At 64.7% G+C, this 21,996-nt stretch carries 19 protein-coding genes; 10 read left to right on the top strand and 9 right to left on the bottom strand.

Features of this window, described 5'->3' with window-relative positions:
• Positions 1-25: 25 nt before the first annotated feature.
• Positions 26-1,420: a TRAP transporter large permease gene (locus I6F28_RS06880; protein WP_225127319.1), complete on the top strand. Its 1,395-nt coding sequence runs from the start codon at positions 26-28 to the stop codon at positions 1,418-1,420.
• A gap of 73 nt (positions 1,421-1,493) precedes the next feature.
• On the opposite strand, the gene I6F28_RS06885 is transcribed toward I6F28_RS06880, so the two are convergent.
• The 3 genes from I6F28_RS06885 to I6F28_RS06895 all read right to left on the bottom strand — a co-directional run bounded on the left by I6F28_RS06885 (position 1,494) and on the right by I6F28_RS06895 (position 4,564).
• The gene (locus tag I6F28_RS06885; protein WP_036023017.1) at positions 1,494-1,898 is read right to left on the bottom strand and encodes a YccF domain-containing protein; all 405 of its coding nucleotides are present in this window, start codon (positions 1,896-1,898) and stop codon (positions 1,494-1,496) included.
• A 171-nt stretch (positions 1,899-2,069) separates the two neighbouring features.
• Positions 2,070-3,614 (bottom strand): acyl-CoA synthetase, encoded by a 1,545-nt coding sequence (locus I6F28_RS06890; RefSeq protein WP_225139541.1) that lies wholly within the window; start codon positions 3,612-3,614, stop codon positions 2,070-2,072.
• 140 nt (positions 3,615-3,754) lie between these two features.
• Positions 3,755-4,564: a crotonase/enoyl-CoA hydratase family protein gene (locus tag I6F28_RS06895; protein WP_225127324.1), complete on the bottom strand. Its 810-nt coding sequence runs from the start codon at positions 4,562-4,564 to the stop codon at positions 3,755-3,757.
• 116 nt (positions 4,565-4,680) lie between these two features.
• Between I6F28_RS06895 and I6F28_RS06900 the strand changes: the two genes are divergently transcribed.
• Together I6F28_RS06900 and I6F28_RS06905 are read left to right on the top strand one after the other, a co-directional pair.
• Complete coding sequence (locus I6F28_RS06900) at positions 4,681-5,553, top strand: SDR family oxidoreductase (RefSeq protein ID WP_109144463.1); 873 nt, start codon at positions 4,681-4,683, stop codon at positions 5,551-5,553.
• A 295-nt stretch (positions 5,554-5,848) separates the two neighbouring features.
• A complete protein-coding gene (locus I6F28_RS06905) occupies positions 5,849-7,426 on the top strand; it encodes a fatty acid--CoA ligase (protein ID WP_225139542.1) in 1,578 nt (525 codons plus the stop codon).
• Between the two features lie 142 nt (positions 7,427-7,568).
• Here the strand turns inward: I6F28_RS06905 and I6F28_RS06910 are convergent, their stop codons facing one another.
• Positions 7,569-8,843: an acyl-CoA dehydrogenase family protein gene (locus I6F28_RS06910; protein ID WP_225139543.1), complete on the bottom strand. Its 1,275-nt coding sequence runs from the start codon at positions 8,841-8,843 to the stop codon at positions 7,569-7,571.
• A 211-nt stretch (positions 8,844-9,054) separates the two neighbouring features.
• Between I6F28_RS06910 and I6F28_RS06915 the strand changes: the two genes are divergently transcribed.
• Positions 9,055-9,834 carry an enoyl-CoA hydratase-related protein gene (locus tag I6F28_RS06915; protein ID WP_036016254.1) on the top strand — a complete coding sequence of 260 codons (780 nt, stop codon included), beginning with the start codon at positions 9,055-9,057 and terminating at the stop codon, positions 9,832-9,834.
• Positions 9,835-10,086: 252 nt separating this feature from the next.
• Here the strand turns inward: I6F28_RS06915 and I6F28_RS06920 are convergent, their stop codons facing one another.
• From I6F28_RS06920 to I6F28_RS06930, 3 genes are read right to left on the bottom strand one after another with little or no spacing between them, the layout of a single operon-like run.
• On the bottom strand, positions 10,087-10,464 hold the full coding sequence (locus I6F28_RS06920; protein ID WP_036023007.1) for a DUF6285 domain-containing protein: 378 nt from the start codon (positions 10,462-10,464) through the stop codon (positions 10,087-10,089).
• Positions 10,465-10,467: 3 nt separating this feature from the next.
• On the bottom strand, positions 10,468-11,454 hold the full coding sequence (locus tag I6F28_RS06925) for a phosphotransferase family protein (RefSeq protein ID WP_225139544.1): 987 nt from the start codon (positions 11,452-11,454) through the stop codon (positions 10,468-10,470).
• Entirely contained in the window at positions 11,451-12,239 is a 789-nt protein-coding gene (locus tag I6F28_RS06930) for an enoyl-CoA hydratase/isomerase (protein ID WP_036044702.1), read from the bottom strand. Before I6F28_RS06930 ends, I6F28_RS06925 begins: the two co-directional genes overlap by 4 nt.
• A 165-nt stretch (positions 12,240-12,404) precedes the next feature.
• On the opposite strand from I6F28_RS06930, the gene I6F28_RS06935 reads away from it, so the two are divergent.
• From I6F28_RS06935 to I6F28_RS06950, 4 genes are all read left to right on the top strand, one after another.
• Positions 12,405-13,184 carry an SDR family NAD(P)-dependent oxidoreductase gene (locus I6F28_RS06935; protein ID WP_036044683.1) on the top strand — a complete coding sequence of 260 codons (780 nt, stop codon included), beginning with the start codon at positions 12,405-12,407 and terminating at the stop codon, positions 13,182-13,184.
• 106 nt (positions 13,185-13,290) lie between these two features.
• Positions 13,291-13,671 (top strand): VOC family protein, encoded by a 381-nt coding sequence (locus tag I6F28_RS06940; protein ID WP_036023004.1) that lies wholly within the window; start codon positions 13,291-13,293, stop codon positions 13,669-13,671.
• Positions 13,672-14,047: 376 nt separating this feature from the next.
• Positions 14,048-15,325: an acyl-CoA dehydrogenase family protein gene (locus I6F28_RS06945; RefSeq protein ID WP_036023003.1), complete on the top strand. Its 1,278-nt coding sequence runs from the start codon at positions 14,048-14,050 to the stop codon at positions 15,323-15,325.
• 69 nt (positions 15,326-15,394) lie between these two features.
• Positions 15,395-16,009: a flavin reductase family protein gene (locus I6F28_RS06950; protein ID WP_036016244.1), complete on the top strand. Its 615-nt coding sequence runs from the start codon at positions 15,395-15,397 to the stop codon at positions 16,007-16,009.
• Positions 16,010-16,203: 194 nt separating this feature from the next.
• Here the strand turns inward: I6F28_RS06950 and yghU are convergent, their stop codons facing one another.
• Positions 16,204-17,076 (bottom strand): glutathione-dependent disulfide-bond oxidoreductase, encoded by an 873-nt coding sequence (gene yghU, locus I6F28_RS06955; RefSeq protein ID WP_225139545.1) that lies wholly within the window; start codon positions 17,074-17,076, stop codon positions 16,204-16,206.
• Between the two features lie 285 nt (positions 17,077-17,361).
• Between yghU and I6F28_RS06960 the strand changes: the two genes are divergently transcribed.
• Both I6F28_RS06960 and I6F28_RS06965 read left to right on the top strand, forming a co-directional pair.
• The gene (locus I6F28_RS06960; protein WP_225139546.1) at positions 17,362-18,495 is read left to right on the top strand and encodes a nitronate monooxygenase; all 1,134 of its coding nucleotides are present in this window, start codon (positions 17,362-17,364) and stop codon (positions 18,493-18,495) included.
• 123 nt (positions 18,496-18,618) lie between these two features.
• Positions 18,619-20,127, top strand: coding sequence for an acetyl-CoA acetyltransferase (locus tag I6F28_RS06965; protein ID WP_225139547.1), 1,509 nt, complete (start codon positions 18,619-18,621; stop codon positions 20,125-20,127).
• A gap of 141 nt (positions 20,128-20,268) precedes the next feature.
• Here I6F28_RS06965 and I6F28_RS06970 read toward each other — a convergent pair whose 3' ends face one another.
• The gene (locus I6F28_RS06970) at positions 20,269-21,963 is read right to left on the bottom strand and encodes a methyl-accepting chemotaxis protein (RefSeq protein ID WP_225114884.1); all 1,695 of its coding nucleotides are present in this window, start codon (positions 21,961-21,963) and stop codon (positions 20,269-20,271) included.
• Positions 21,964-21,996: the final 33 nt, after the last annotated feature.

The raw sequence follows: 21,996 nt of genomic DNA on the forward strand, positions 1-21,996 counted from the left end.
CGCAGAAGCGCTCATCGGCCTCATCATGCTGCTGGTGCTGCTGGGCGCGATCTTCATCGGTGTGCCGATCTCGTTCACGTTGCTGTTTCTCGCCTTCTCGTTCGGCTACTGGGGCATGGGCGGGACGGTCTTCGAGCTTGGTTACTTCCAGACCATCGGCATGATGAAGGAAGAACTTCTCGCCGCCGTACCGCTGTTCATCTTCATGGGCTTCATCACCGAGCAGGCGGGACTCATGGAGCGCCTTTTTACCGCGTTCCGCATGCTGCTTGCGCCGGTGCGCGGCGCACTCTTCCTCGTCGTCATCCTGACCTCGACCGTGTTCGCGATGGCGACAGGCATCGTCGGCGCAGCCGTCACCGTTCTTGGCATCATGGCATCGCCGATCATGACGAAGGCGGGCTATGATGCCAAGCTTTCAGCGGGCACCATCACGGCGGGCGGCACGCTCGGTATTCTCATTCCCCCGTCGGTCATGCTGATCGTGATGGGGCCGGTGCTCGGGGTTTCGGTCGCCGATCTCTATGCTGCAGCCTTCGGACCGGGCTTTCTGCTGGCCGGCGTCTACATCATCTATCTGATGGGCCGCTCCTTCATCAATCCCAAGCTCGGGCCGCCAGTGCCAAAGGATGAGCGGATCTACTCCGCTGGATACATTGCACGCGAGGTGGCCGTCGGCACGCTGCCGCTGCTCGGGCTCATCACGGCGACGCTCGGCTCGATCATCGGGGGGCTTGCGACGCCGACGGAGGCCGCCGGCATCGGCAGCGTCGGCGCGCTGATCCTGGCCATCGCATATCGCAGGTTCTCGCTCAGCGGACTGCAACGGGCGCTGATCTCGACGATGGCGACGTCGAGCATGGTCCTCCTGCTGGCGGTCACGTCGAACATTTTCGGTGCGGTGTTCGCCCGCCTTGGCTCAGCGAACTGGATCACCGAGACGATGCTCGGCCTGCAGTTGCCGCCGAGCCTCATGCTGATTGTCGTGCTCCTTCTCATTTTCCTGCTGGGGTGGCCGTTTGAGTGGCCGGCCATCATCCTGGTGTTTCTGCCGATCTTCTATCCTGTCGTGAAAGGCATGGGCATCGACCTCATATGGTTCGGAGCGTTGGTTGCGGTGGTGCTGCAGACCGCTTTCCTGTCGCCGCCCGTCGCCATGTCAGCGTACTATCTCAAGCAGGTGGTCAAGGGCTGGAGCCTCGGAACGATCTACGCTGGCATGTTCCAGTTCATGGTGCTGCAGGTGATCTGCGTTGGCCTGATGATTGCCTTCCCCGGCATTGCGACCTGGTTCCCGCACACGCTGCATGAAGCATCTCGCAGCCAGGTGATCCCGGAGGAGTACAGAAAAATCCTGGAACAGCAGAAACAAGCACCGTCTCTGGAAGACGAGGACTGGTTGACACCAAAAAAGAAGTAGCCCGCGCGATTGAGTCCGCGACGGCGCCACACGGCTCCGCTCTGCCGCCGAGCGCCGATGTTGAGGCAACGTCCTAAGCCGGCACGATCACCTTGCCGATCGGCCAGAGCGCGATGCCGGCGAGCTTCAGATGAGCCCAGGCGAACGGGATACCGATGATGGTGACGGCGAGGACGAGCGCGGTCAGGAGGTGACCGAGTGCGAGCCACCAGCCGGCGAGCACGAACCAGATGATATTGCCGATCACCCCGAGCGGGCCGGTGCCGATATCCTCGACGCCGGTGACATCGTAGCGGTTGACCGCCCGGGAGCCGAACGGCAGCAGCGTGTAGACGGCGATGTTGAACGCCGCCCGCGCCCAGGGCAGGCCGATGATGGTGATCGCCATGACAACGGCCGCGATCAGCCAGCCGAACGCCATCCAGGCGCCGCCGATGAGGATCCAGAGGATGTTGAGAAGGATGGAAACGGGGGCCATGGGATGATCCGGAGGTGGATGATCCCATTCATATAGGCTCGGAATTTGTTCGTGCCAGGACGCTTCCAGCGCGCGGGGCGTAGCCCGGATGGAGCGAAGCGTAATCCGGGATGATCTTTCCACGGCGAGAGATCCCGGATTACGCTTCGCTCCATCCGGGCTACGAAGTAGCTAGATCTTCCGGCCCGCCTGCTCCCAATAGGGATCGCGCAGGCGGCGCTTGAAGATTTTTCCGGAATCTTCGCGCGGCAGGCCGGTGCGGATCTCGATGTGCTTGGGCACCTTGTAGTCGGCCAGATGCGCCTTCAGCGCGGCGCGGACATCGGAAGCAGCGAGCGTGACCCCGGGTTGCGGCTCCACCACCGCCATCAGCGCCTCGCCGAACTCGGCGTCGGGGATGCCGAACACGGCGCAATCATGCACGCCGGGCACCGCATGCAGCACGGATTCGATCTCGGCCGGGTAGATGTTGACGCCGCCTGATATCACCATGTCGCGCTTGCGGTCGCAGATGAAGACGTAGCCGTCTTCATCGATATAGCCGACGTCGCCGGAGGTGATGAAGCCGTCGCGGTCGATCTCGGCGCGCTTCTCCGGCTTGTTGTGATAGGTGAAATCGGCCATCTCGGCCATGCGCGAATAGATCTCGCCGATCTCGCCGACGCCGAGTACGCGTCCGTCGTCGCCGATGAAGCGCAGCTCGGCGCCGGGCGAGATCCTGCCGACGGTGCCGGGCTTCTTCAGCGCGTCCTCCGACGTCGCGAAGGTCACGGCGCTGGATTCGGTCGAGCCGTAGAACTCGTAGATCACCGGCCCCCACCATTCGATCATGGCGCGCTTGACGTCGGCCGGGCACGGCGCGGCGGCGTGGATGACGTGGCGGAGCGAGGAGACGTCGTACGTCCTGCGCACCTCCTCGGGCAGCTTCATCAGGCGGATGAACATGGTCGGCACCATGAAGATGGTGTCGATCTTGTAGTGCTCGATCGCCTGCAGGAATTCCTCCGCCTCGAAGCGCGGCATCAGCACCAGCACCCCGCCGAGCTTGCCGGCGCGGATGCCGAACGAGTTCGGCGCGGAATGATAGAGCGGCCCCGGCAGCAATGCGCGGGCGCCGGGCTTGAGCCCATAGATCATCGCACGCATGCGCTCACCGGCAGCCTGCTGCTCCGGCGTCGGCGCGTTGCGGCGGACGCCCTTGGGATGGCCTGTCGTGCCCGACGTGTAGATCATGTTCATGGGCTGCGGCACGATCGGGCCGTCATAGGGCGGGTGTTGCGCGAGCCAGGCTTCGAAATCGATCGCGAAGTCCGGCGTCTTCAGATGATCGGGATCGATCTTGTAGTTGGAGCGGATTTCCGGCGGCGTCGGCACGCTGAGCACGGTGACTCCCTCAGGAATCGCATCGCGCAAACCGTGCAGCATGTCGGCATGAGCGATCAGCACGGCGGCGCCGGAATCCTTCAGGATGTAGGTGATCTCCTCCGGTTTGAAGTGCCAGTTGATCGGCACGCCATAGGCGCCCAGCCGCATCGCGGCGTAGGCGGCTTCCAGGAAGGCGATGTCGTTGCGCATCAGCATGCAGACGCAATCGCCTTGGCGGACGCCGATCTTGGCGAGGCCGGAGGCGATGCGGTCGGCGCGCTCAGTGACCTCGCCGTGAGAGCGGCGGCGCTCGCCGGAGACGATGCCGAGGAAGGGGGACGTTTGGCTCATTGTTGTTTTTCTTTGTTGTTGTTTGTGCCGTCATTCCGGGTCGATGCGCAGCATCGAACCCGGAATCCATTTCACAGCGAACGATGCGGCTCGATGGATTCCGGGCCTGCGCCTACGGCGCATCCCGGAATGACCCAAAGCTAATCCGCAAAATTCGGCGCGCGCTTTTCCAGATTGGCGCGCACGGCCTCGGTCTGGTTGGGGCTGCCGATCAGCTTCTGCTGCTCGACGGATTCGGCGAGCAGCGCCGGGCCCGGATCGACCGAGAGATTGTTCAGCATCCGCTTGGCCGCGCGGATCGCATCGGGGCTTTTCCCTGCGATCTCGCGCGCGACATCAAGCGCCGCAGCGCGCGGATCGTCGCAGATGCGCGTGGCAAGGCCGTAAGCCAGCGCCTCCTGCGCCGAGAAGATCCGCCCGGTGTAGGTGAGATCGCGCAGGATGTCATCGCGCACCAGCGAGGCCAGGATCGGCGTGCCAGCCATGTCGGGGACGAGGCCCCATTTGATCTCCATGATCGACATGCGCGCATCCGAGCTGAGAAAGCGCATGTCGGCGCCGAGCGAGAGCTGGAAGCCGCCGCCGAAGGCGACGCCATGCACGGCCGCGATCACGGGCATCGGAAGCTGACGCCAGCCCCACACCGCCTGTTGCGCGAAGTTGGCCTTGCCATAGGTCCGCACCGTGAGATCGCGATTTTCGCCACCCGGAATTCCGTTGCCGCCCTTCTCCTTCATGGCGGCAAAACGCCCCATGTCCAATCCGGCGCAGAAGGCACGGCCTTCGCCCGAGAGCACGACGGCGCGCACGCCCTTCTCCTTCGACAGCCGGTCGGTTGCGGCGACGAGGGCCTCGAACATGGGCTGATCCAGCGCGTTCATTTTGTCGGCGCGCACCAGGCGCACATCGGCGACGCCTTCCGAGATCGAGATCGAGACGCGGTCGTCCATGGACGAATTCTCCCCTAGTTCTTGCCTGTTCTTGTTCAGTGCCGCTTTACAGGACGCCGGCGGCCGGATTTAGTCAATCGACCAATTAACTGACAATCGCGGCAGAGGAAACAGCCATGTTCAAGGAAAATCTTCTGGCCGGCCGGCGCATTCTCGTGACCGGCGGCGGCACCGGTCTCGGCAAATCGATGGCGGCGCGCTTTCTCCAACTCGGCGCCGAGGTGCACATTTGCGGTCGGCGCAAGATCGTGTGCGACGAGACCGCAACCGAGCTGATGGATCTCTACGGCGGCCGCGTCACCAGCCATGGCGTCGACATCCGCAACGCGCTTGCGGTCGAGGAGATGATCGAGAGCATCTTCCGCGATGGCCCCCTCACCGATCTCATTAACAATGCGGCCGGCAATTTCATCTCGCGGACCGAGGAGCTCTCGCCGCGCGGCTTCGATGCGGTCGCCAACATCGTCATGCACGGCACGTTCTACGTGACACATGCGGTCGGCAAGCGCTGGATCGCCTTGAAGCAGCCCGGCAACGTCGTCTCGATCACCACAACCTGGGTGCGCAACGGCTCGCCTTACGTGGTGCCCTCGGCGATGAGCAAGTCGGCGATCCACGCCATGACGATGTCGCTTGCCACCGAATGGGGACGACACGGCATCCGCCTCAACACCATCGCCCCGGGCGAGATCCCGACCGAGGGCATGAGCAAGCGCATCAAGCCCGGTGACGAAGCCGGCGCGCGCACCAAGGCGATGAACCCGATGGGCCGGGTCGGCACCATGGAGGAACTGCAGAACGTGGCCGTGTTCCTGATCTCCGGCGGCTGCGACTGGATCAACGGCGAGACCATCGCCATGGACGGCGCCCAGGCGCTCGCCATGGGCGGCAACTTCTACCAGCTCCGCGACTGGAGCGACGACGACTGGAAGACCGCGCGCGAGAGCATCATGGCGCAGAACGAGAAGGACCGCGCGAAGCGGGGATGACGGCGCATTGCAAATGCGCGGACATGTAAGGGGCTGACGTTTTCACCACGCCCCCAGTCGTCGTCCCCGCCTAGTGCGCAAAGCGCACGGGGGCGGGGACCCATAACCACAGGGAGCAGTCGTGGCGCGAGACAGGTAACTGCATGTCTTCGCCAAACAACTTCCTGTCGCTATGGGTCCGGATCTGCGCGCGCTTGAGGCGCGCTTGTCCGGGACGACAGCGGAGCCCATCTTGTCTTCACCGGCGGATGACGCCACACTCCCGGGCATAAAAACAAACGCCTGCGGGAGAAACATGTCCACACAGAAACTGGCGAACCTCGCCGACATGGTGCGCGAGCGTGCGAAGAGCCGCGGCAGCGCCATCGCCTATGAATTCGAGGGCCGCACCACGAGCTTCGCCGAGTTCGACATCAAGACCAACAAGGTCGCGAACGCGCTCCTCGCAATGGGCGTGAAGAAGGGCGACCGCATCGCCTATCTCGGCAAAAACAGCGACATCTATTTCGAGCTCCTGATGGGGGCGATGAAGACAGGCGTCGTGATGGCGCCGGTGAACTGGCGGCTAGCAGGGCCCGAGGTCGCCTTCATCGTCTCAGATTGCAAGGCGCCGGTGCTGTTCGCCGGGCCGGAGTTCATCACTCAAGTGCGCCAGATCAGGGAGCAGATACCAAGCGTGCGCACCGTCATCACCACCGAGGGCGGCGCGCCGAAATGGCCGGATTTTACGGCATGGCGCGATGCGCAGAGCGGCGATGATCCGAAGGTGCCGATCGAAACCACGGACATCGCGATCCAGCTCTACACGTCGGGCACGACGGGCAAGCCGAAGGGCGCGATGTTGTCGCATGCCAACTTCCTCAACCTGGTGCAATCCGGCAATGCCGAGGACAAGCCGGAGTGGAACCGGTGGTCGACCGACGATGTCTCGCTGGTGGCGATGCCGATCTTTCACATCGGCGGTTCGGGGTGGGGCGTCATGGGGCTCTATCACGGCGCCCGCGGCGTGATCGCGCGCGAGTTCGACCCGACCAAGGTTTTGGATTTCTTCGAGCAGTCGGGCATCACAAAACTGTTCATGGTGCCGGCGGCGATGCAGTTCGTGGTGCGGCAGCCACGCGCCAGGACGGTCGACTTCTCGCGGCTGAAATACATGCTGTACGGCGCCTCGCCGATTCCCGCAGCGCTGCTGAAGGAATGCATCGAGGTCTTCAAATGCGGCTTCGTGCAGCTCTACGGCATGACCGAGACCACCGGCACCATCGTCGCGCTGCCGCCGGAGGATCACGTCGAGGGGCTGGAGCGGATGCGCTCGGCCGGCAAGGCGCTGCCGGGCGTCGAGATCGCGATCCTGGATCCGGACGGCAAGCCGCTGCCGCCGCGGCAGGTCGGCGAAATCGCAACGCGCTCGGGCTCCAACATGGCCGGCTACTGGAACCTGCCGGAGGCGACCGCATCCACGCTGCGCAGCGACGGCTGGCTGCGCACCGGCGATGCCGGCTACATGGACGAGGACGGCTATCTCTACATCCATGACCGCATCAAGGACATGATCATCTCCGGCGGCGAGAACATCTATCCGGCCGAGGTCGAGAGCGCTCTGTGCGACCACCCCGATGTCGCGGAAGCCGCCGTGATCGGCGTGCCTGACGACAAATGGGGCGAAGCCGTGAAGGCGATCGTGGTGATGAAGCCGGGCAAGCAGGCGACTGCCACCGAGATCATCAACTTCACCCGGACGCGCATCGCCGGCTACAAGACGCCGAAGAGCGTGGAATTCCTGCCTGCGCTGCCGCGGAATCCGTCTGGCAAGATCCTGCGGCGGCAGCTGCGCGAGCCGTATTGGGCGGGGAAGGATCGGCGGGTGAATTGATCCGCGGTGCCGTAGGGTGGGTTAGCCGTAGGCGTAACCCACCTCTTTGCAATCCACGCGGATGGCGCTGGTGGGTTACGCCCTGCGATCGCGCTTCGCGCAATCGCAGCGCTAACCCACCCTACGATAGCAGTGCGAGCGTCTAATGCTTCCCCGGCCCCATATACCCGAACAGGAATCCCGCCACTTTCCGCATCTGGATCTCCTCGCTGCCTTCGGTGATCCGATAACGGCGATGGTGGCGATAGATGTGCTCGAACGGCTTGTGGCGTGAATAGCCCATGCCGCCATGGACCTGCATGGCGCGGTCGGCGGCCTCGCAGCAGAGGCGGTTTGCCCAATAATTGCACATCGAGACCCGGTCGGACAGGGTGCGCTCGATTTGCTCCTCATTGAGCTGGTCCATCTCCCAGGCGGTCTTGCGGATCAAGAGGCGCAGCATCTCGGCTTGGGTCGCAAGCTCGACCAGCGGGAACTGGATCGCCTGGTTCTCGGCCAGCGCCTTGCCGAACGGTTTGCGCTCACGCGCGTATTTCACACTCTCGTTGATGCAGTAGACCGCGGCGCCGAGCGAGCTTGCCGCCTGGCGAATGCGGTTCTGGTGCACGAAGCATTGCGCCAGCGACAGGCCGCGGCCGACCTCGCCGAACAGCGCATCCTCCGGCACGAAGACGTCGGTGAAGCTGACGCGCGGATGGTCGGTCGGCATGTTGAAGGTCCACATGTACTCCTCGACCTTCACACCATGGGTCTTCGCCGGCACCAGGAAGCAGGTGATGCCGCGGGCGTCGCCATCGTTGCCGCTGGTGCGCGCGAACAGCGCGCAGTGCGTGGCGACGTGCATGCCGGTCGTCCACATCTTCTCGCCGTTGATGATCCAGCCCTTGACGTTGTCGCGGGTGGCTGCCACCGCGCGCGTCTCCATGTGGGTGGCATCCGAACCGTGATGCGGCTCGGTCAGGCCAAAGGTGATGCGGTACTTGCCCTTAATGGAGCCGTCGATCATCGCCTTCTGGTCGTCGCGGCCGTAGCGGTCGAGCATGGTGACGACGGGGAAGTTGCCGACGATGGAATGCTCGTTCTGGAGGTCGTTATGCAGGCCGAGGCCCTTTGCGGCAAAATGCTCGCGGATCACGGCCATCCAGAGGTTGGAGCCGTCCTTGCCGCCATATTGCTTCGGCACAGGAAAGCGCAAATGCCCGGCGGCATCCGCAAGATCCTTGGCCTTGCGCAGCAGCGCCTCCCATTCGTGACGCGGCAGGCCGCCATTGTCGAAATCGGTGCGCGCCCATTCGCGGCGATGGTCGAAGAAGCGGATGTTGTCGTCGGCCCGTTCCAGCGGCTTGATCTCGCGTTCGATGAAACGGTCGAGTTCTCCGAGATAGGCGACGAGATCGGCAGGCAATGAGAAATCCACAGGTTCTCTCCCGGATTGATTTTATCGTTTTGCGTTAAGGCGCTGGGCGCATTCTTGCTTGGTGCGATTAAGGTGAGAAGAGCGCGTGCAAGTCAAGCAAGCCGAGATGTGAGGAGCGCAAGGCGCGCCCGCGCAATTCGATGGTGCTCTGGCGCACCCGCACGGTAGTATGGGGCCAATATTCCTTCGAAAGAAAATCCGGGAGCGCGCGATGGAGCTGAAATTCTCAAAGGTGGAACGCAAGGGGCCGATCACGATCGTGACGCTGTCGCGGCCCGAGGTCTACAACGCGCTGCACACCGATGCGCACTTCGAGCTTCAGAAGGTGTTTGACGATTTCTCCGCCGATCCCGAGCAGTGGATCGCGATCGTCACGGGCAGCGGCGATAAGGCGTTCTGCGCCGGCAACGATCTGAAGTGGCAGGCAGCGGGGGGAAAACGCGGCTGGGACAAGGGCGGCTTCGCCGGCCTCACCTCACGCTTCGACTGCGACAAGCCGATCATCGCCGCGGTGAACGGCGTTGCCATGGGCGGCGGCTTCGAGATCGCGCTCGCCTGCGACCTCATCATCGCCGCGGAGAACGCGACCTTCGCCCTGCCCGAGCCGCGCGTCGGCCTTGCCGCGCTCGCCGGCGGCTTGCACCGGCTGCCGCGCCAGATCGGGCTGAAGCGCGCCATGGGCATGATCCTCACCGCGCGCCATGTCAGCGCCAAGGAAGGGCTCGAGCTCGGTTTCGTCAACGAGGTGGTGCCGCAGGGCGAGGCGCTCGCGGCCGCGCTGCGCTGGGCCGAGATGATCGCCAAGAATTCGCCGATGTCGATCCGGGCCTCGAAGCAGGCGATTCAGAAGGGGCTTGGCGTGTCGCTGGAGCAGGCGATCGCGGAGCAACGGGACTATCCGGCCGTGCAGGCGATGGTCGCCTCGCAGGATTATATCGAGGGCCCGAAGGCGTTTTCCGAGAAGCGGCCGCCGAAATGGGTGGGAAAGTAGGAAACGGGTCTCCCCACTCGTCATTGCGGAGCGCGCCGACAGGCGCGAGCCCGGAACCAATTGAGCGACAGAACGTGCGGATGAATGGATTCCGGGTTCGTCGCTTCGCGACGCCCCGGAATGACGGCGGAGAGAGGAGCGCCCCCTCTCTCAACACTGTCATTGCGAGCGTAGCGAAGCAATCCAGGCTGCCCAGCAGAGACAGTCTGGATTGCTTCGTCGCAAGGGCTCCTCACAATGACGGGGAGAGAGCTATCCGCCCCGCCCCAGCTCGCGCTTGTAGGACGCGTAGTTCGGCTGATCCACCGCGAGCTTGTCCATCGTGGTCGCCCAGAGATGCTCGGCGAGACCGGGGGTCGCGAGATCGACTTCTCCCCTGGCGATGCGCTCGGCGAGCACGCGGTTGAGTTCGGCGATTGAGCCATCCAGGCCGAGCAGCGCGCGCAGGCGCTCCACCTCCTTCGCATCGCTTCCCTCCTCCCGCGTCAGCTGCCGCGTGACGAGGTCGAGGATGTTGATGGCGACGCGCAGCTTGAAGGCTTGGTGGCCGGAGATCAGCGGCGTGATGTCGCTGCGGAGGAAATCGGCGACTGCCTTGGTCAGCTCGATCGGGGTCGGCTCGTCCTGCATGTGTCAGCTCCCGCGCGGCGCCAAAAGCCGCAACAGATCGATCTCGGTCTCGCTGGCGCGGCGGCCGATCATGGCGCGCTCCATGGAATGGTCGGGCCCCTCGCGAAAGCGCTGCATCATGCCGCCGCACATGATGCCCCAGCGCAGCGTGCCCATCACCTCCCAGAACTTGACGCGCGCGGGATCGACCTTGCGGCCCGCGGCCTCGTAGCCCGCGAACAGTTCCTCGCGCGCGCCAAAGCCGCCGACGGGCTTGTCGATCTCGCCGAAGCGCCAGGAGTTCACGCATACCCAGCCGAGGTCCTCCATGGGATCGCCGAGATGGGCGAGCTCCCAGTCCAGCACCGCGCGAACGCCCTCGGCGCCGATGATGAGATTGCCGTTGCGGAAATCGCCGTGCACCAGCGTGGTCTCGGCCGCGGGACCGGGATCGTGATCGCGCAGCCAGCGCAGCGCCAGCTCGAATACCGGCTTGGGCCAGTTCAGGCTGCGATAGTCGCGCTCGAACTCGGCGATCTCCTGGGTTGCGCCGCGGCTGCGCAGCTCGGGCAGTCTGTCCAGCGGCAGCTTGTGCAGGCCGGCGAGAATGCCGCCGATCTGCCGCGCCAGAATGGGTCGCGCCGCAGCAAACTCCTCATCGCGAAGAATCTTGCGCGCAATGGTCTCGCCCTCGACCCGCTGCATGATGAAGCCGGTGCCGAGATCGTCCTCCGGCACCAGCACATGCAGGACGCGGGGCGACGGCACGCCGGCCTCATAGGCGAGCTGCATCAACTGCGCTTCCGCGGCAAGACCGGCCGCGCGGGTCGGCGCGGCGCCATAGCCCTTTGGTGAGCGCCGCAGGATCGCGCCGATCGGCCCGTCGGGATGGGAGATGTCGAAGCGCCAGGTTTCCTGGCTGGCGCCGCCGGAGAGCTTTGCCGCACAGGTCGCGCCGGTCGCCCCTTTGCACCAGCGCTGGACGCTGCGTGAAAGCGCCGCCTCGATCATTTGCCCTTGAACTGCGCGGGCCGCTTCTCGAGGAAGGCGCCGACGCCCTCGCGGAAATCCTCGGTGTCGCCGGCGCGGAGCTGGCACTGGAATTCCAGATTGAGCTGATCCTCGAAGGAATTTTCCGGGCTGTCCCAATAGAGCTTGCGGATCAGCGACAGCGCCACGGTCGGCCCGCTGGCGAGATCGCGCGCCAGCTTCATCGCTTCCTCCATCAAGACGCCGTCATCATAGACGCGGTTGACAAGGCCCCATTCCAGCGCCTTCTCGGCCGGCAGGCGCTCGCCCATCAACGACAATTCGATCGAGCGCGCGCGGCCGACGAGGCGCGGCAACAGCCAGGTCGAGCCGCAATCCGGCACGAGGCCGATGCGGCGGAAGGCCTGCAGGAAATAGGACGAGCGCGCGCATAGGATCATGTCGCCGAGCAGCGCGAAGCTCATGCCGGCGCCGGCGGCCGGGCCATTGACCGCGGTGACGATCGGGCAGTGCAGGTTGCGGATGCGGCGCAGGAAGGGATGAAAGCCGGTCTCCAGCGTAAGGCCGGCCTTGGTCTTCTTCGCCTGGTTGTTGCGGCCTTGCAGATTGGCGCCCGTGCAGAACGCCCGCCCCGCACCGGTCAGCACCACGCAGCGCACCTCGTCCTTCTTCTCCTCGATCGCATCGAGCGCCTCGGAAAGACCGCCCAGCATGTCGACGGAGACCGCGTTCATCACCTCCTGATGGTCGAGCTTGAGGATCGCGACCGAGCCATCGAAGTCGAGCGTGACGTGTTTGAACTGCATGGTTTCCTCATCAGTTGCGGCCCGCACCAGTTTCGCAGGCCGGAATTCGTTTTGCCGGGGCGCATATTTGATTTTTGGCGCGGTCTTGTCCATGGTGATCGGAGCATAGCAAGCATCTTGTGCGCAGCGGCTGATGCGCCGCAGTCAAAAAACAGGAAACGCGCCATGAACCTCTTCGACCTTTCCGGCCGCGTGGCCGTGATCACCGGTGGCAATGGCGGCATCGGGCTCGGTATCGCGCAGGCGCTCGCGGGCCAGGGCTGCAACGTCTCGATCTGGGGCCGCAATGCTGACAAGAACAAGGCCGCTGCCGCGAGCATGGAGGGCCTGTCCGGCAAGGTCGACAGCCGCGTCTGCGACGTCACCGATCCGGCCTCGGTCGCTTCAGCGATGAAGGCGACGCTCGACACCTTCGGCCGGGTCGATGGCTGCTTCGCCAATGCGGGCATCGGCGGCGGTGGCCGGCGCGCCTTCATCGAGCGCACCGAGGAGGAATGGCGCACGATGTTCGCGACCAATCTCGACGGCGTGTTCCACGCGTTCCAGGCCGCCGCCAAGCACATGACGGATCGCGCCAATGCCGGCGATCCCTTTGGCCGGCTGGTCGCGACCTCGAGCCTCGCCTCGATCTTCGGCACGGCGCGCAACGAGCATTATGCCGCGACCAAGGCCGCCATCAACGCGCTGGTGCGCGCGCTCGGCGTCGAGCTGGCACGTCACGGCGTCACCGCCAATGCGATCCTGCCGGGCTGGATCAAGAGCGACATGACCGCAGGGCTCATGGCGAACGACAAGTTCGTAGCCAACGTGATGCCGCGGATTCCGATGCGGCGCTTCGGCGAAGCCTCCGATTTCGGCGGCATCGCGGTGTATCTGATGAGCAAGGCGTCGTCGTATCACACCGCGGATACGTTCGTGATCGACGGCGGCTATACCGCTTTTTGATTCTCGTAGCCCGGATGGAGCGCAGCGAATCCGGGACGGCCAAAAGCAAGCAAGACCCGGATTTCGCTCTGCTCCATCCGGGCTACAACACTGAGGGAACGGGCAAATGTTTTCACACGTCATGATCGGTACCAACGACCTGGACAAGGCCAAGGCGTTCTACGACCAACTGCTCGGCACGCTCGAGGTGCGGCCGGCCAGGGTCGACGGCCACCGCATCTTCTACATCACCAAGACCGGAGTGTTCTCGGTATCGAAGCCGATCAACGGCGAGCCGGCGACCTGCGCCAACGGCGGCACGATCGGCTTTGCCGCCAATTCGCCGGAACAGGTCGATGCGTGGCACGCGGCGGGCGTTGCAGCCGGCGCAAAATCGATCGAGGATCCGCCCGGCATTCGCCAGGGCCCGGGCGGCAAGCTCTATCTGGCCTACCTGCGCGATCTCGATGGCAACAAAATCTGCGCGATGCATCGGATGGCGAACTAGCCACATCCACTGCTGTCATTCCCCGCGACCCGGCTACGCCAAGGCTTCGCCAGGGTTGAGGTCCAGGGGCGCCGAAGCTTTAGCGTAGGCGGCAGGCGGGGAATCCAGTACGCCGCAGCTACTCTGTTCAATCACTGCCGTCTCGGAGTACTGGATCGCCCGCCCCAGTGCGCAAGTGCGCACAAGGCGGGCGATGACGGCGGAGAGCGTGGCGCGGGCGTGCCCAGTGCGCCGCGCCCATTCAAACAACATTTCAAACGGCCTTGCGATATTCCATCGCATGGCATGGCCTCACGCGTGAAAATGCGCCCTCGCACTTTGCCGGCGCTGCGACTATTCTTGCGCACAACACGTTCTAGCGATCCCGGGAGGACCAATGACAAAACACACCTACATTCCCCGCACCACCAACTACACGCTCAATCCCGGCGACGAGCTCAACGACTTGCGGATGTCGGACCAGGTCCGGCCGCTTTACGATCACGTCAAGAAGTTCATCCGCGATACCGTCGAGCCGATGTCGATCGAGTTCGCCAAGGCCGGCGAGGGCAAGGAAGATCGCTGGAGTTTTACGCCGAAGCAGCTCGAGGTGCTGGAGAAGGCCAAGAACAAGGCCAAGCAGGAAGGCCTCTGGAACTTCTTCCTGCCCGATGACGAGACCGGCCAGGGCCTGAAAAATCTCGACTACGCCTATATCGCGGCAGAGCTCGGCAAGAGTCCGCTGGCCTCGGAGACCATGAACTGCTCGGCGCCCGACACCGGCAACATGGAAGTGCTGGAACGGGTCGGCACCAAGGAGCAGAAGGAGAAATGGCTGAAGCCGCTGCTCAACGGCGAGATCCGTTCGGCCTATGTCATGACCGAGCCGAACGTCGCCTCCTCCGACGCCAAGAACATCTCGACCACCGCAAAGCTCGTCGGCGACGAATGGGTGATCAACGGCGAGAAGTACTACATCTCGGGCCTCGGCGATCCCCGCTGCAAGATCCTCATCGTGATGGTGAAGACCAACCCGGACGCGGCGCCGAGCAAGCAGCAGTCGCAGATCCTGGTGCCGCGCGACACGCCCGGCGTCGAGGTGCTCGGTCCCATGTACGTGTTCGGCCAGGACCACGCCCCGCGCGGCCACATGCACATGCGCTTCAACAATGTGCGCGTGCCGAAGGAGAACATCCTGCTCGGCGAAGGCCGAGGCTTCGAGATCTCGCAGCTCCGCCTCGGCCCCGGCCGTATCCATCACTGCATGCGCACCATCGGCAAGGCCGAGAAGGCGCTCGACCTGATGGTGCAGCGTGGCCTCACGCGTGAGGCCTTTGGCAAGAAGATCGCCCATCTCGGCGGCAACATGCAGATCATCGCGCAGGCGCGCTGCGAGATCGAGGCGATGCGGCTGATGGTGCTGAAAGCGGCGAAGGCAATGGACGTGCTCGGCAACAAGGAGGCCCGCGTCTGGGTCTCCATGGTCAAGGCCATGGTGCCCGAGCGCGCCTGCAAGATCATCGATCAGGCCATCCAGATGCACGGCGCCACCGGCATCTCGCACTGGACCCCGCTCGCCGAGATGTATCAGGACGTGCGGCACCTGCGCTTCGCCGACGGTCCGGACGAGGTGCACTGGATGGTGGTGGGCCGCCACGAGCTGAGCATGGCGTGAGCCGCTCTCTTGGCGCGCGTCGGCCTCTCCCCGCCCACGGGGAGAGGCGCAGAAAGAAACGGAGCCACCATGGACTACGCCGCCAGCGAGCTGACGCCACGCGAGCGCTACAAGGTGCTGACGTCCTTCATTCTGCCGCGGCCGATCGCGTGGGTGACCACGCTCGGGCCGACCGGCGTGGTCAACGCCGCCCCGTTCAGCTTCTTCAACGCCTTCTGCGAGGATCCGCCGCTCTGCATGTTCGCGGCCAACCGCAAGCCGAACGGCGAGGACAAGGACACGTTTCTCAACATCCAGCGCACCGGTGAATTCGTGGTCAACCTCACGGACGAGCCGCTGGCGCGGGCGATGCACGAGAGCAGCGGCGATTTTCCGCCTGAGATCAGCGAGCCCGATTATCTCGGGCTGAAGCTTGCGCCCTCGACGAAGATCGGGGTGCCACGGCTAGCTGACACGCCCTGGGCGATGGAGTGCAAGCTCTGGAAGCTGATCGACGTCAACGACGATCGCCGGCTGATCATGGGCGAAGGCCTCCACTTCCACATCCGCGACGAGCTCTGGGACGACAAGGCGATGCGGGTGCACATGGACCGCTATCACCCGATCGGCCGCATGTTCGCCGACCGTTACTGCCGCACCGATGACCGCGTGGTGTTTCCGGCGGCGGAGGGCATGAAGAAATAGGCCGCAGCAACGGTGCGCTCCCTCGCCCCATTCTTACGGGGCCGCGACGAGCTTGGCTCGCGCTGAGAGGGTTGGGGTGAGGGGCTTTCTCCACGCGCGAGACTGTCGAGGGACCTGTACCCCCTCACCCGAATTCGATCTGCGATCGAATTCGACCTCTCCCCGCTTGCGGGGAGAGGTGATGAACCCGTCAGCTACGTTGCGGGCACGAGCTTGTCCTGGGTCTTGGTCTCGAAGTCGCTCGCGTCGTGGCGCTCGTGGAGCTGGCTGGCGGGATCGCCGGAGACCCGGTTGACCATGCGGCCGCGCTTCACGGCGGGGCGCTGCGCAATCTGGTCGGTCCAGCGCTGCACGTTCTTGTAGTCCTGCACCGACAGAAATTCGCCGGCGCCATAGACCAGCCCCTTGGCGAGCGCGCCATACCAGGGCCACACCGCCATGTCGGCGATGGTGTAGTCCTTGCCCGCGAGATATTCGTTGTCGGCGAGACGCCGGTCGAGCACGTCGAGCTGGCGCTTGGTCTCCATCGCGAAACGGTCGATGGCGTATTCGATCTTGGTCGGGGCATAGGCGTAGAAATGGCCGAAGCCGCCGCCGAGATAGGGCGCGCTGCCCATTTGCCAGAACAGCCAGGACATCGCCTCGGTGCGGGCCTTGACGTCCTTCGGCAGGAAGGCGCCGAACTTCTCCGCGAGGTAGAACAGGATCGAGCCTGACTCGAACACCCGGACAGGCTCGGGACCGGAGCGATCCATCAGCGCCGGGATCTTGGAATTCGGATTGATGTCGACGAAGCCGCTGCCGAACTGATCGCCATTGCCAATCTTGATCAGCCAGGCGTCATATTCGGCGCCCTTGTGGCCGAGCGCCAGGAGCTCCTCCAGCATCACGGTGACCTTGACCCCGTTCGGCGTCGCCAGCGAGTAGAGCTGAAGCGGATGCTTGCCGACTGGCAGCTCCTTGTCGTGGGTGGGGCCGGCAATCGGGCGGTTGATGTTGGCGAATTGCCCGCCGTTCTCCTTGTTCCAGGTCCAGACTCTGGGCGGCACGTAAGGGGCGTCGGTCATGCGGGGCTCCGGGCAAAAAGGATGCGTCTGCATTAATTAGCCCGCAAACGGCCGATGACAAGGGCGCCGCAATGCATTGCCGGATGGGACAACTCTGCGTTTTGTCATGGCAGCCCCTCCCCTCCGTCATTCCCGGGTGCCCGCAGGGCCTGCGGCCCGCGGATAGAGCGCGACGTCTGCACACAAGATGCCTCGCCAGATCCGGCATGTCATCGATCGGCTAGCGTCACTTTGCTTTGCCAGCGAAAGCAACGAGAATGCGAAGCCTGCCGCCGGGAGAGAGCCATGAAATCGCCGATCTGCGACATGCTGGGGATCGAATTCCCGCTGCTCGCCTTCAGCCATTGTCGCGACGTCGTTGCCGCCGTCAGCCGCGCCGGCGGCTTCGGCGTGCTGGGCGCGACCGTGCATACGCCGGACACGCTCGAGCGTGAGCTGACGTGGATCGATGATCACGTCGACGGCAAGCCTTACGGCATCGACGTGCTCATCCCGGAAAACATCTCGACGGCCGGCGAGAAGGACGTCACCTGGAAGAGCCTGGAAGCGCGCGTGCCGCAGGAGCACCGCAACTACACGCGCGATCTCCTGAAGAAGTACGACATCGAGCTGACCACCACCGAGGTCGCGGACAACCAGCCGCAGCCGTTCGACGGCAAGACCGCGCTTCAGCTGCTCGAGGTCTCCTTCAATCATCCGATCCGCCTGATCGCCAATGCGCTGGGCGTGCCGCCGAAGGCGATGATCGAGATGGGCAAGAAGCACGGCGTGCCGGTTGCAGCGCTGGTCGGCGCCAAGGAGCACGCGCTGCGCCAGGTCGCGGCCGGCGTCGATATTCTCGTCGTGCAGGGCACCGAGGCCGGCGGCCATTGCGGCGAGGTCTCGACCATGGTGCTGGTGCCGGAGGTGATCAAGGCGATCAAGACTATCCGAGACGTGCCGGTGCTGGCAGCCGGCGGCATCATGACGGGACGGCAGATGGCGGCCTGCATGGCGATGGGCGCGGCCGGCGTCTGGACCGGCTCGGTGTGGCTGGCCACGGTCGAGTCCGAGACAAGCGAGATCTTTCGCGAGAAGATGATCGCGGCATCCTCGCGCGATGCGGTGCGCTCGAAGGGCCGCACCGGCAAGCCGGCCCGGCAGCTCCGCTCAGTCTGGACCGACGCCTGGGACCGCGCGCCGGATAGCCCGGGCGCGCTGCCGATGCCGTTGCAAAGCATCATTAGCCGCGACGCCTTCCATTCGATCGACCGAGCCGCCGCAAGCGGCAACGCCAAGGCGCGCGATCTCGTCAGCTATTTCGTCGGCCAGGGCGTCGGCCTGATCGACAGCGTCAAGTCGGCGGGTGCGGTGGTACAGGAGTTCAAGCAGGATTTCGCCGAAGCCGTCGAGCACATGAATGCGCTGGTGGCGGAGTGACGATCCCACTTGTCATTGCGAGCGCAGCGAAGCAATCCAGACTGCCTCCGCGGAAAGATCCTGGATTGCTTCGCTGCGCTCGCAATGACGAACAACTGACATCGTGAACTGAAGCAAGAAGAAATGACCAATATCCCCGAAGACCGCATCCCCGTCATCGTCGGCATCGGCGAGATCGTCGATCGCCCCAAGGAGATCGCCGAGGGTCTCGAACCGCTCGACCTGCTCGAACAGGCGCTGCGGCGGGCTGAACAAGACGCCGGCGCAAAGCTGCTCGGCGAGGTGCAATCGCTCGACGTCGTCAATTTCCTGAGCTGGCGCTATCGCGATCCGGAGCAGCTTTTGGCTCAGCGCCTCGGCATCTCGCCCGCGCATTGCTATTACGGCCCAGTCGGCGGCGAGAGCCCGATCCGCTACATCCACGAGGCGGCCAAGCGCATCGCGCGCGGCGAGTGCAGCGTGGCGGCGGTGTGCGGCGCGGAAGCGCAATCGAGCGCTACCAAGGCGGAGCGCGCCGGCGTCAAGCTGCCGTGGACGCCGTTCGCCTATGACGTCGAGGAACCCAAGCGCGGCGCGGCGTTCCAGAAGCCGCTGGCGGTGAAGCTCGGCGTGTTTCGACCTGTGACCGTCTATCCATTCTATGAAGCGGCCTCCTCCGCGCATTGGGGTCAGACGCCACGCGAAGCCATGGCGGAGTCAGGCACGCTGTGGTCGCGCTATTCGGAAGCCGCCGCGGAGAACCCGAACGCCTGGCTGAAGCGGCGCTACACGCCGGAGGAGATTACGACGCCGACCGCGGACAATCGCCTGATCGCCTGGCCCTACAACAAGCTGATGGTGGCGAACCCCAGCGTCAACATGGGCGGTGCGCTGCTGCTCACCAGTCTCGCCAAGGCACGCGCAGCCGGGATCGCCGAAGACAAACTGGTCTACCCGCTCGGCGGCGCCTCCGCGGAAGAGCCGCGTGACTATCTGCTGCGCGACCAGTTTTACGAGAGCCACCCGCAGAACGCCGTGCTGAAAGCGGCGATGGACCTCGCCGGCGGCGACGGCAAGTCCTTCGACGCGATCGAGCTCTACAGTTGCTTCCCCTGCGTGCCCAAAATGGCGCGGCGGACACTGGGCTTAGGTGCCGACGTGCAGCCGACCGTGACGGGCGGCCTCACCTTCTTCGGCGCGCCGCTCAACACCTACATGACGCATGCCGCCTGCGCTATGGTGCGGCGGCTGCGCGACGGCGCCAAGCTCGGCCTGCTCTATGGCCAGGGCGGCTTCGTCACCAAGCACCACGCGCTGGTGGTGTCGAAGACGGCGCCGCGCGAGGCGCTGGTGCAGGAAACGAGCGTGCAGGCCGATGCGGACCGCAACAAGCGCGCGGTGCCGGAGTTCGTCGCGGAGGCCACTGGCAAGGGCACGGTCGAGAGCTTCACCGTGCTTTACGGCCGCGGCGGCAATATCGAGCATGGCGTCGTGATGCTGCGGACAGAGGACGATCGCCGCACGCTGGCGCGGGTCCCGGCGAGCGACGGCGCGACGCTGGCGCAGCTGCTCGCCATGGATCGCACCCCGGTCGGCTCGTTCGGCGAAATCGCTATGGCAGAAGATAACGTGCCCGAGTGGCGGGTGGCGTGATCTCGTAGGGTGGGCAAAGCGAAGCGTGCCCACGGCCTTCGTGTGATCCGGAAAGAATGGTGGGCACGGCGCAAGAGCGCCTTTGCCCACCCTACGAGATCTCAGCCCTTCGGCGCCTGTTTTTTCCGACGCGGTCGAGAGTCAGGCGGCGCGAACCGAGTTCAGGAACTTGCCGACCTCGAGCTTGAGGCGGTTGGAATCGCGGGACAGCATCTGGGCCGCCGACAGCACCTGCGTGGACGCTGATCCCGTCTCCGAGGCGCCGCGCTGCACGTCGCCGACGTTGGACGAGACCTGCTGGGTGCCCAGGGCGGCCTGCTGCACGTTGCGGGCGATCTCCTGGGTCGCTGCGCCCTGCTGCTGCACGGCCGTCGCGATGGCCGAAGCGATCTCCGACAGACGCGCGATGGTGCCGCTGATCTCCCCGATGGCGCTGACCGAATCCTGCGTCGCCGCCTGGATGCCGCCGACCTGCTGGCCGATCTCGCCGGTGGCCTTGGCCGTCTGCTCGGCGAGCGCCTTGACCTCGGAGGCCACCACCGCGAAGCCGCGGCCGGCTTCGCCAGCCCGCGCCGCCTCGATGGTAGCGTTGAGTGCCAGGAGGTTGGTCTGGCCGGCAATCGCATTGATGAGCTCGACGACATCGCCGATCCGCGCCGCAGCCCGCGACAGCTCGCTAACACGCTCGGTGGTGGCATGCGCCTGGCTGACCGCCTCGCTCGCGATCCGGGAGGAATCCTGCACCTGCCGCCCGATCTCGCGCACCGAGGACGACATCTCCTCGGCAGCCGAAGCCACCGAATGGACATTGCTGGAGGCGGCCTCCGAGCCGGACGCAACTACCGTGGCCAGCTCCTGCGCCCGGCCCGCGGTCGAGGACAGGGTCGAGGCCGATGCCTCAAGCTCAGTCGCGGCGGCCGATACGGTCTCGACGATTTCCCCGATCGCCGCCTCGAAACCGTCGGCAAGCTTGGTCATGTCGGCCTTGCGCTGCGCCTCGGCGCGGCGCTGCACCGCCTGCACCTCGTCGCGGCTGAAACGGACGATGGTCTGCACGGTCTGAAGGTTGCGCAGCGCCTCGCCGATCTCGTCGTCGCGCTCGATCACGATGCGATTGTCAAGCTTGTCCTGCACGAGGTTGACCAGCGTGTCGTTGAGCTGCCGCATCGGTCCCTGAATAGCACGCATGGTCGCAAGGCCTGCGAAGCCGACGATAGCCGCACCGGCGACAGCCAGCAGCGACAGGATCAGGCTGGTCGAACCGCCGGTGGCGACCGCGCCACCGATGCCGAGCGCGAGCATGAACAGCGACTGCAGCACCATCATCGTGATCAGGCGCGCCTTCAGCGTCCCGGTAAAGATGCTGAAGTGGTCGAGCCAGGAGCGGCGGCGGATGATGCCGGCGTCGATGCGATAGCCATGCGGCTTCTTCTCGCGGATGGCGGCATAGACCTCTTCGGCGAGCTTGCGCTGGTCGGCCGGCAGCTTGGTGCGGATCGACGTATAGCCCTTGACCTCGCCGTTCTCGCGGATCGGAGAAGCCGTCGCCAGCACCCAATAGAAGTCGCCGTTCTTGCGTCGGTTCTTGACTGCGCCGAGCCAGGGCTTGCCGGCCTTCAGCGTGTCCCAGAGATTGTCGAATGCCTCCGGCGGCATGTCGGGGTGGCGGACGATGTTGTGCGGCTGGCCCATCAGTTCCGCCGACGTGAATCCGGCGGCAGCGAGGAAGTCCTCGTTGAAGTAGGCGAGCTTGCCCTTCAGGTCGGTCCGCGAAACGATCAACGTCTCATCACTGACCGGATATTCAACGGTGGTGACGGGAAGATTCTTGCGCATCAGAGCCCCCAAACAATGCGGTATGCGTTCATT

This window comes from Bradyrhizobium sp. NBAIM14 (assembly GCF_020193895.1).
In the GTDB taxonomy this organism is placed as follows: domain Bacteria; phylum Pseudomonadota; class Alphaproteobacteria; order Rhizobiales; family Xanthobacteraceae; genus Bradyrhizobium; species Bradyrhizobium yuanmingense.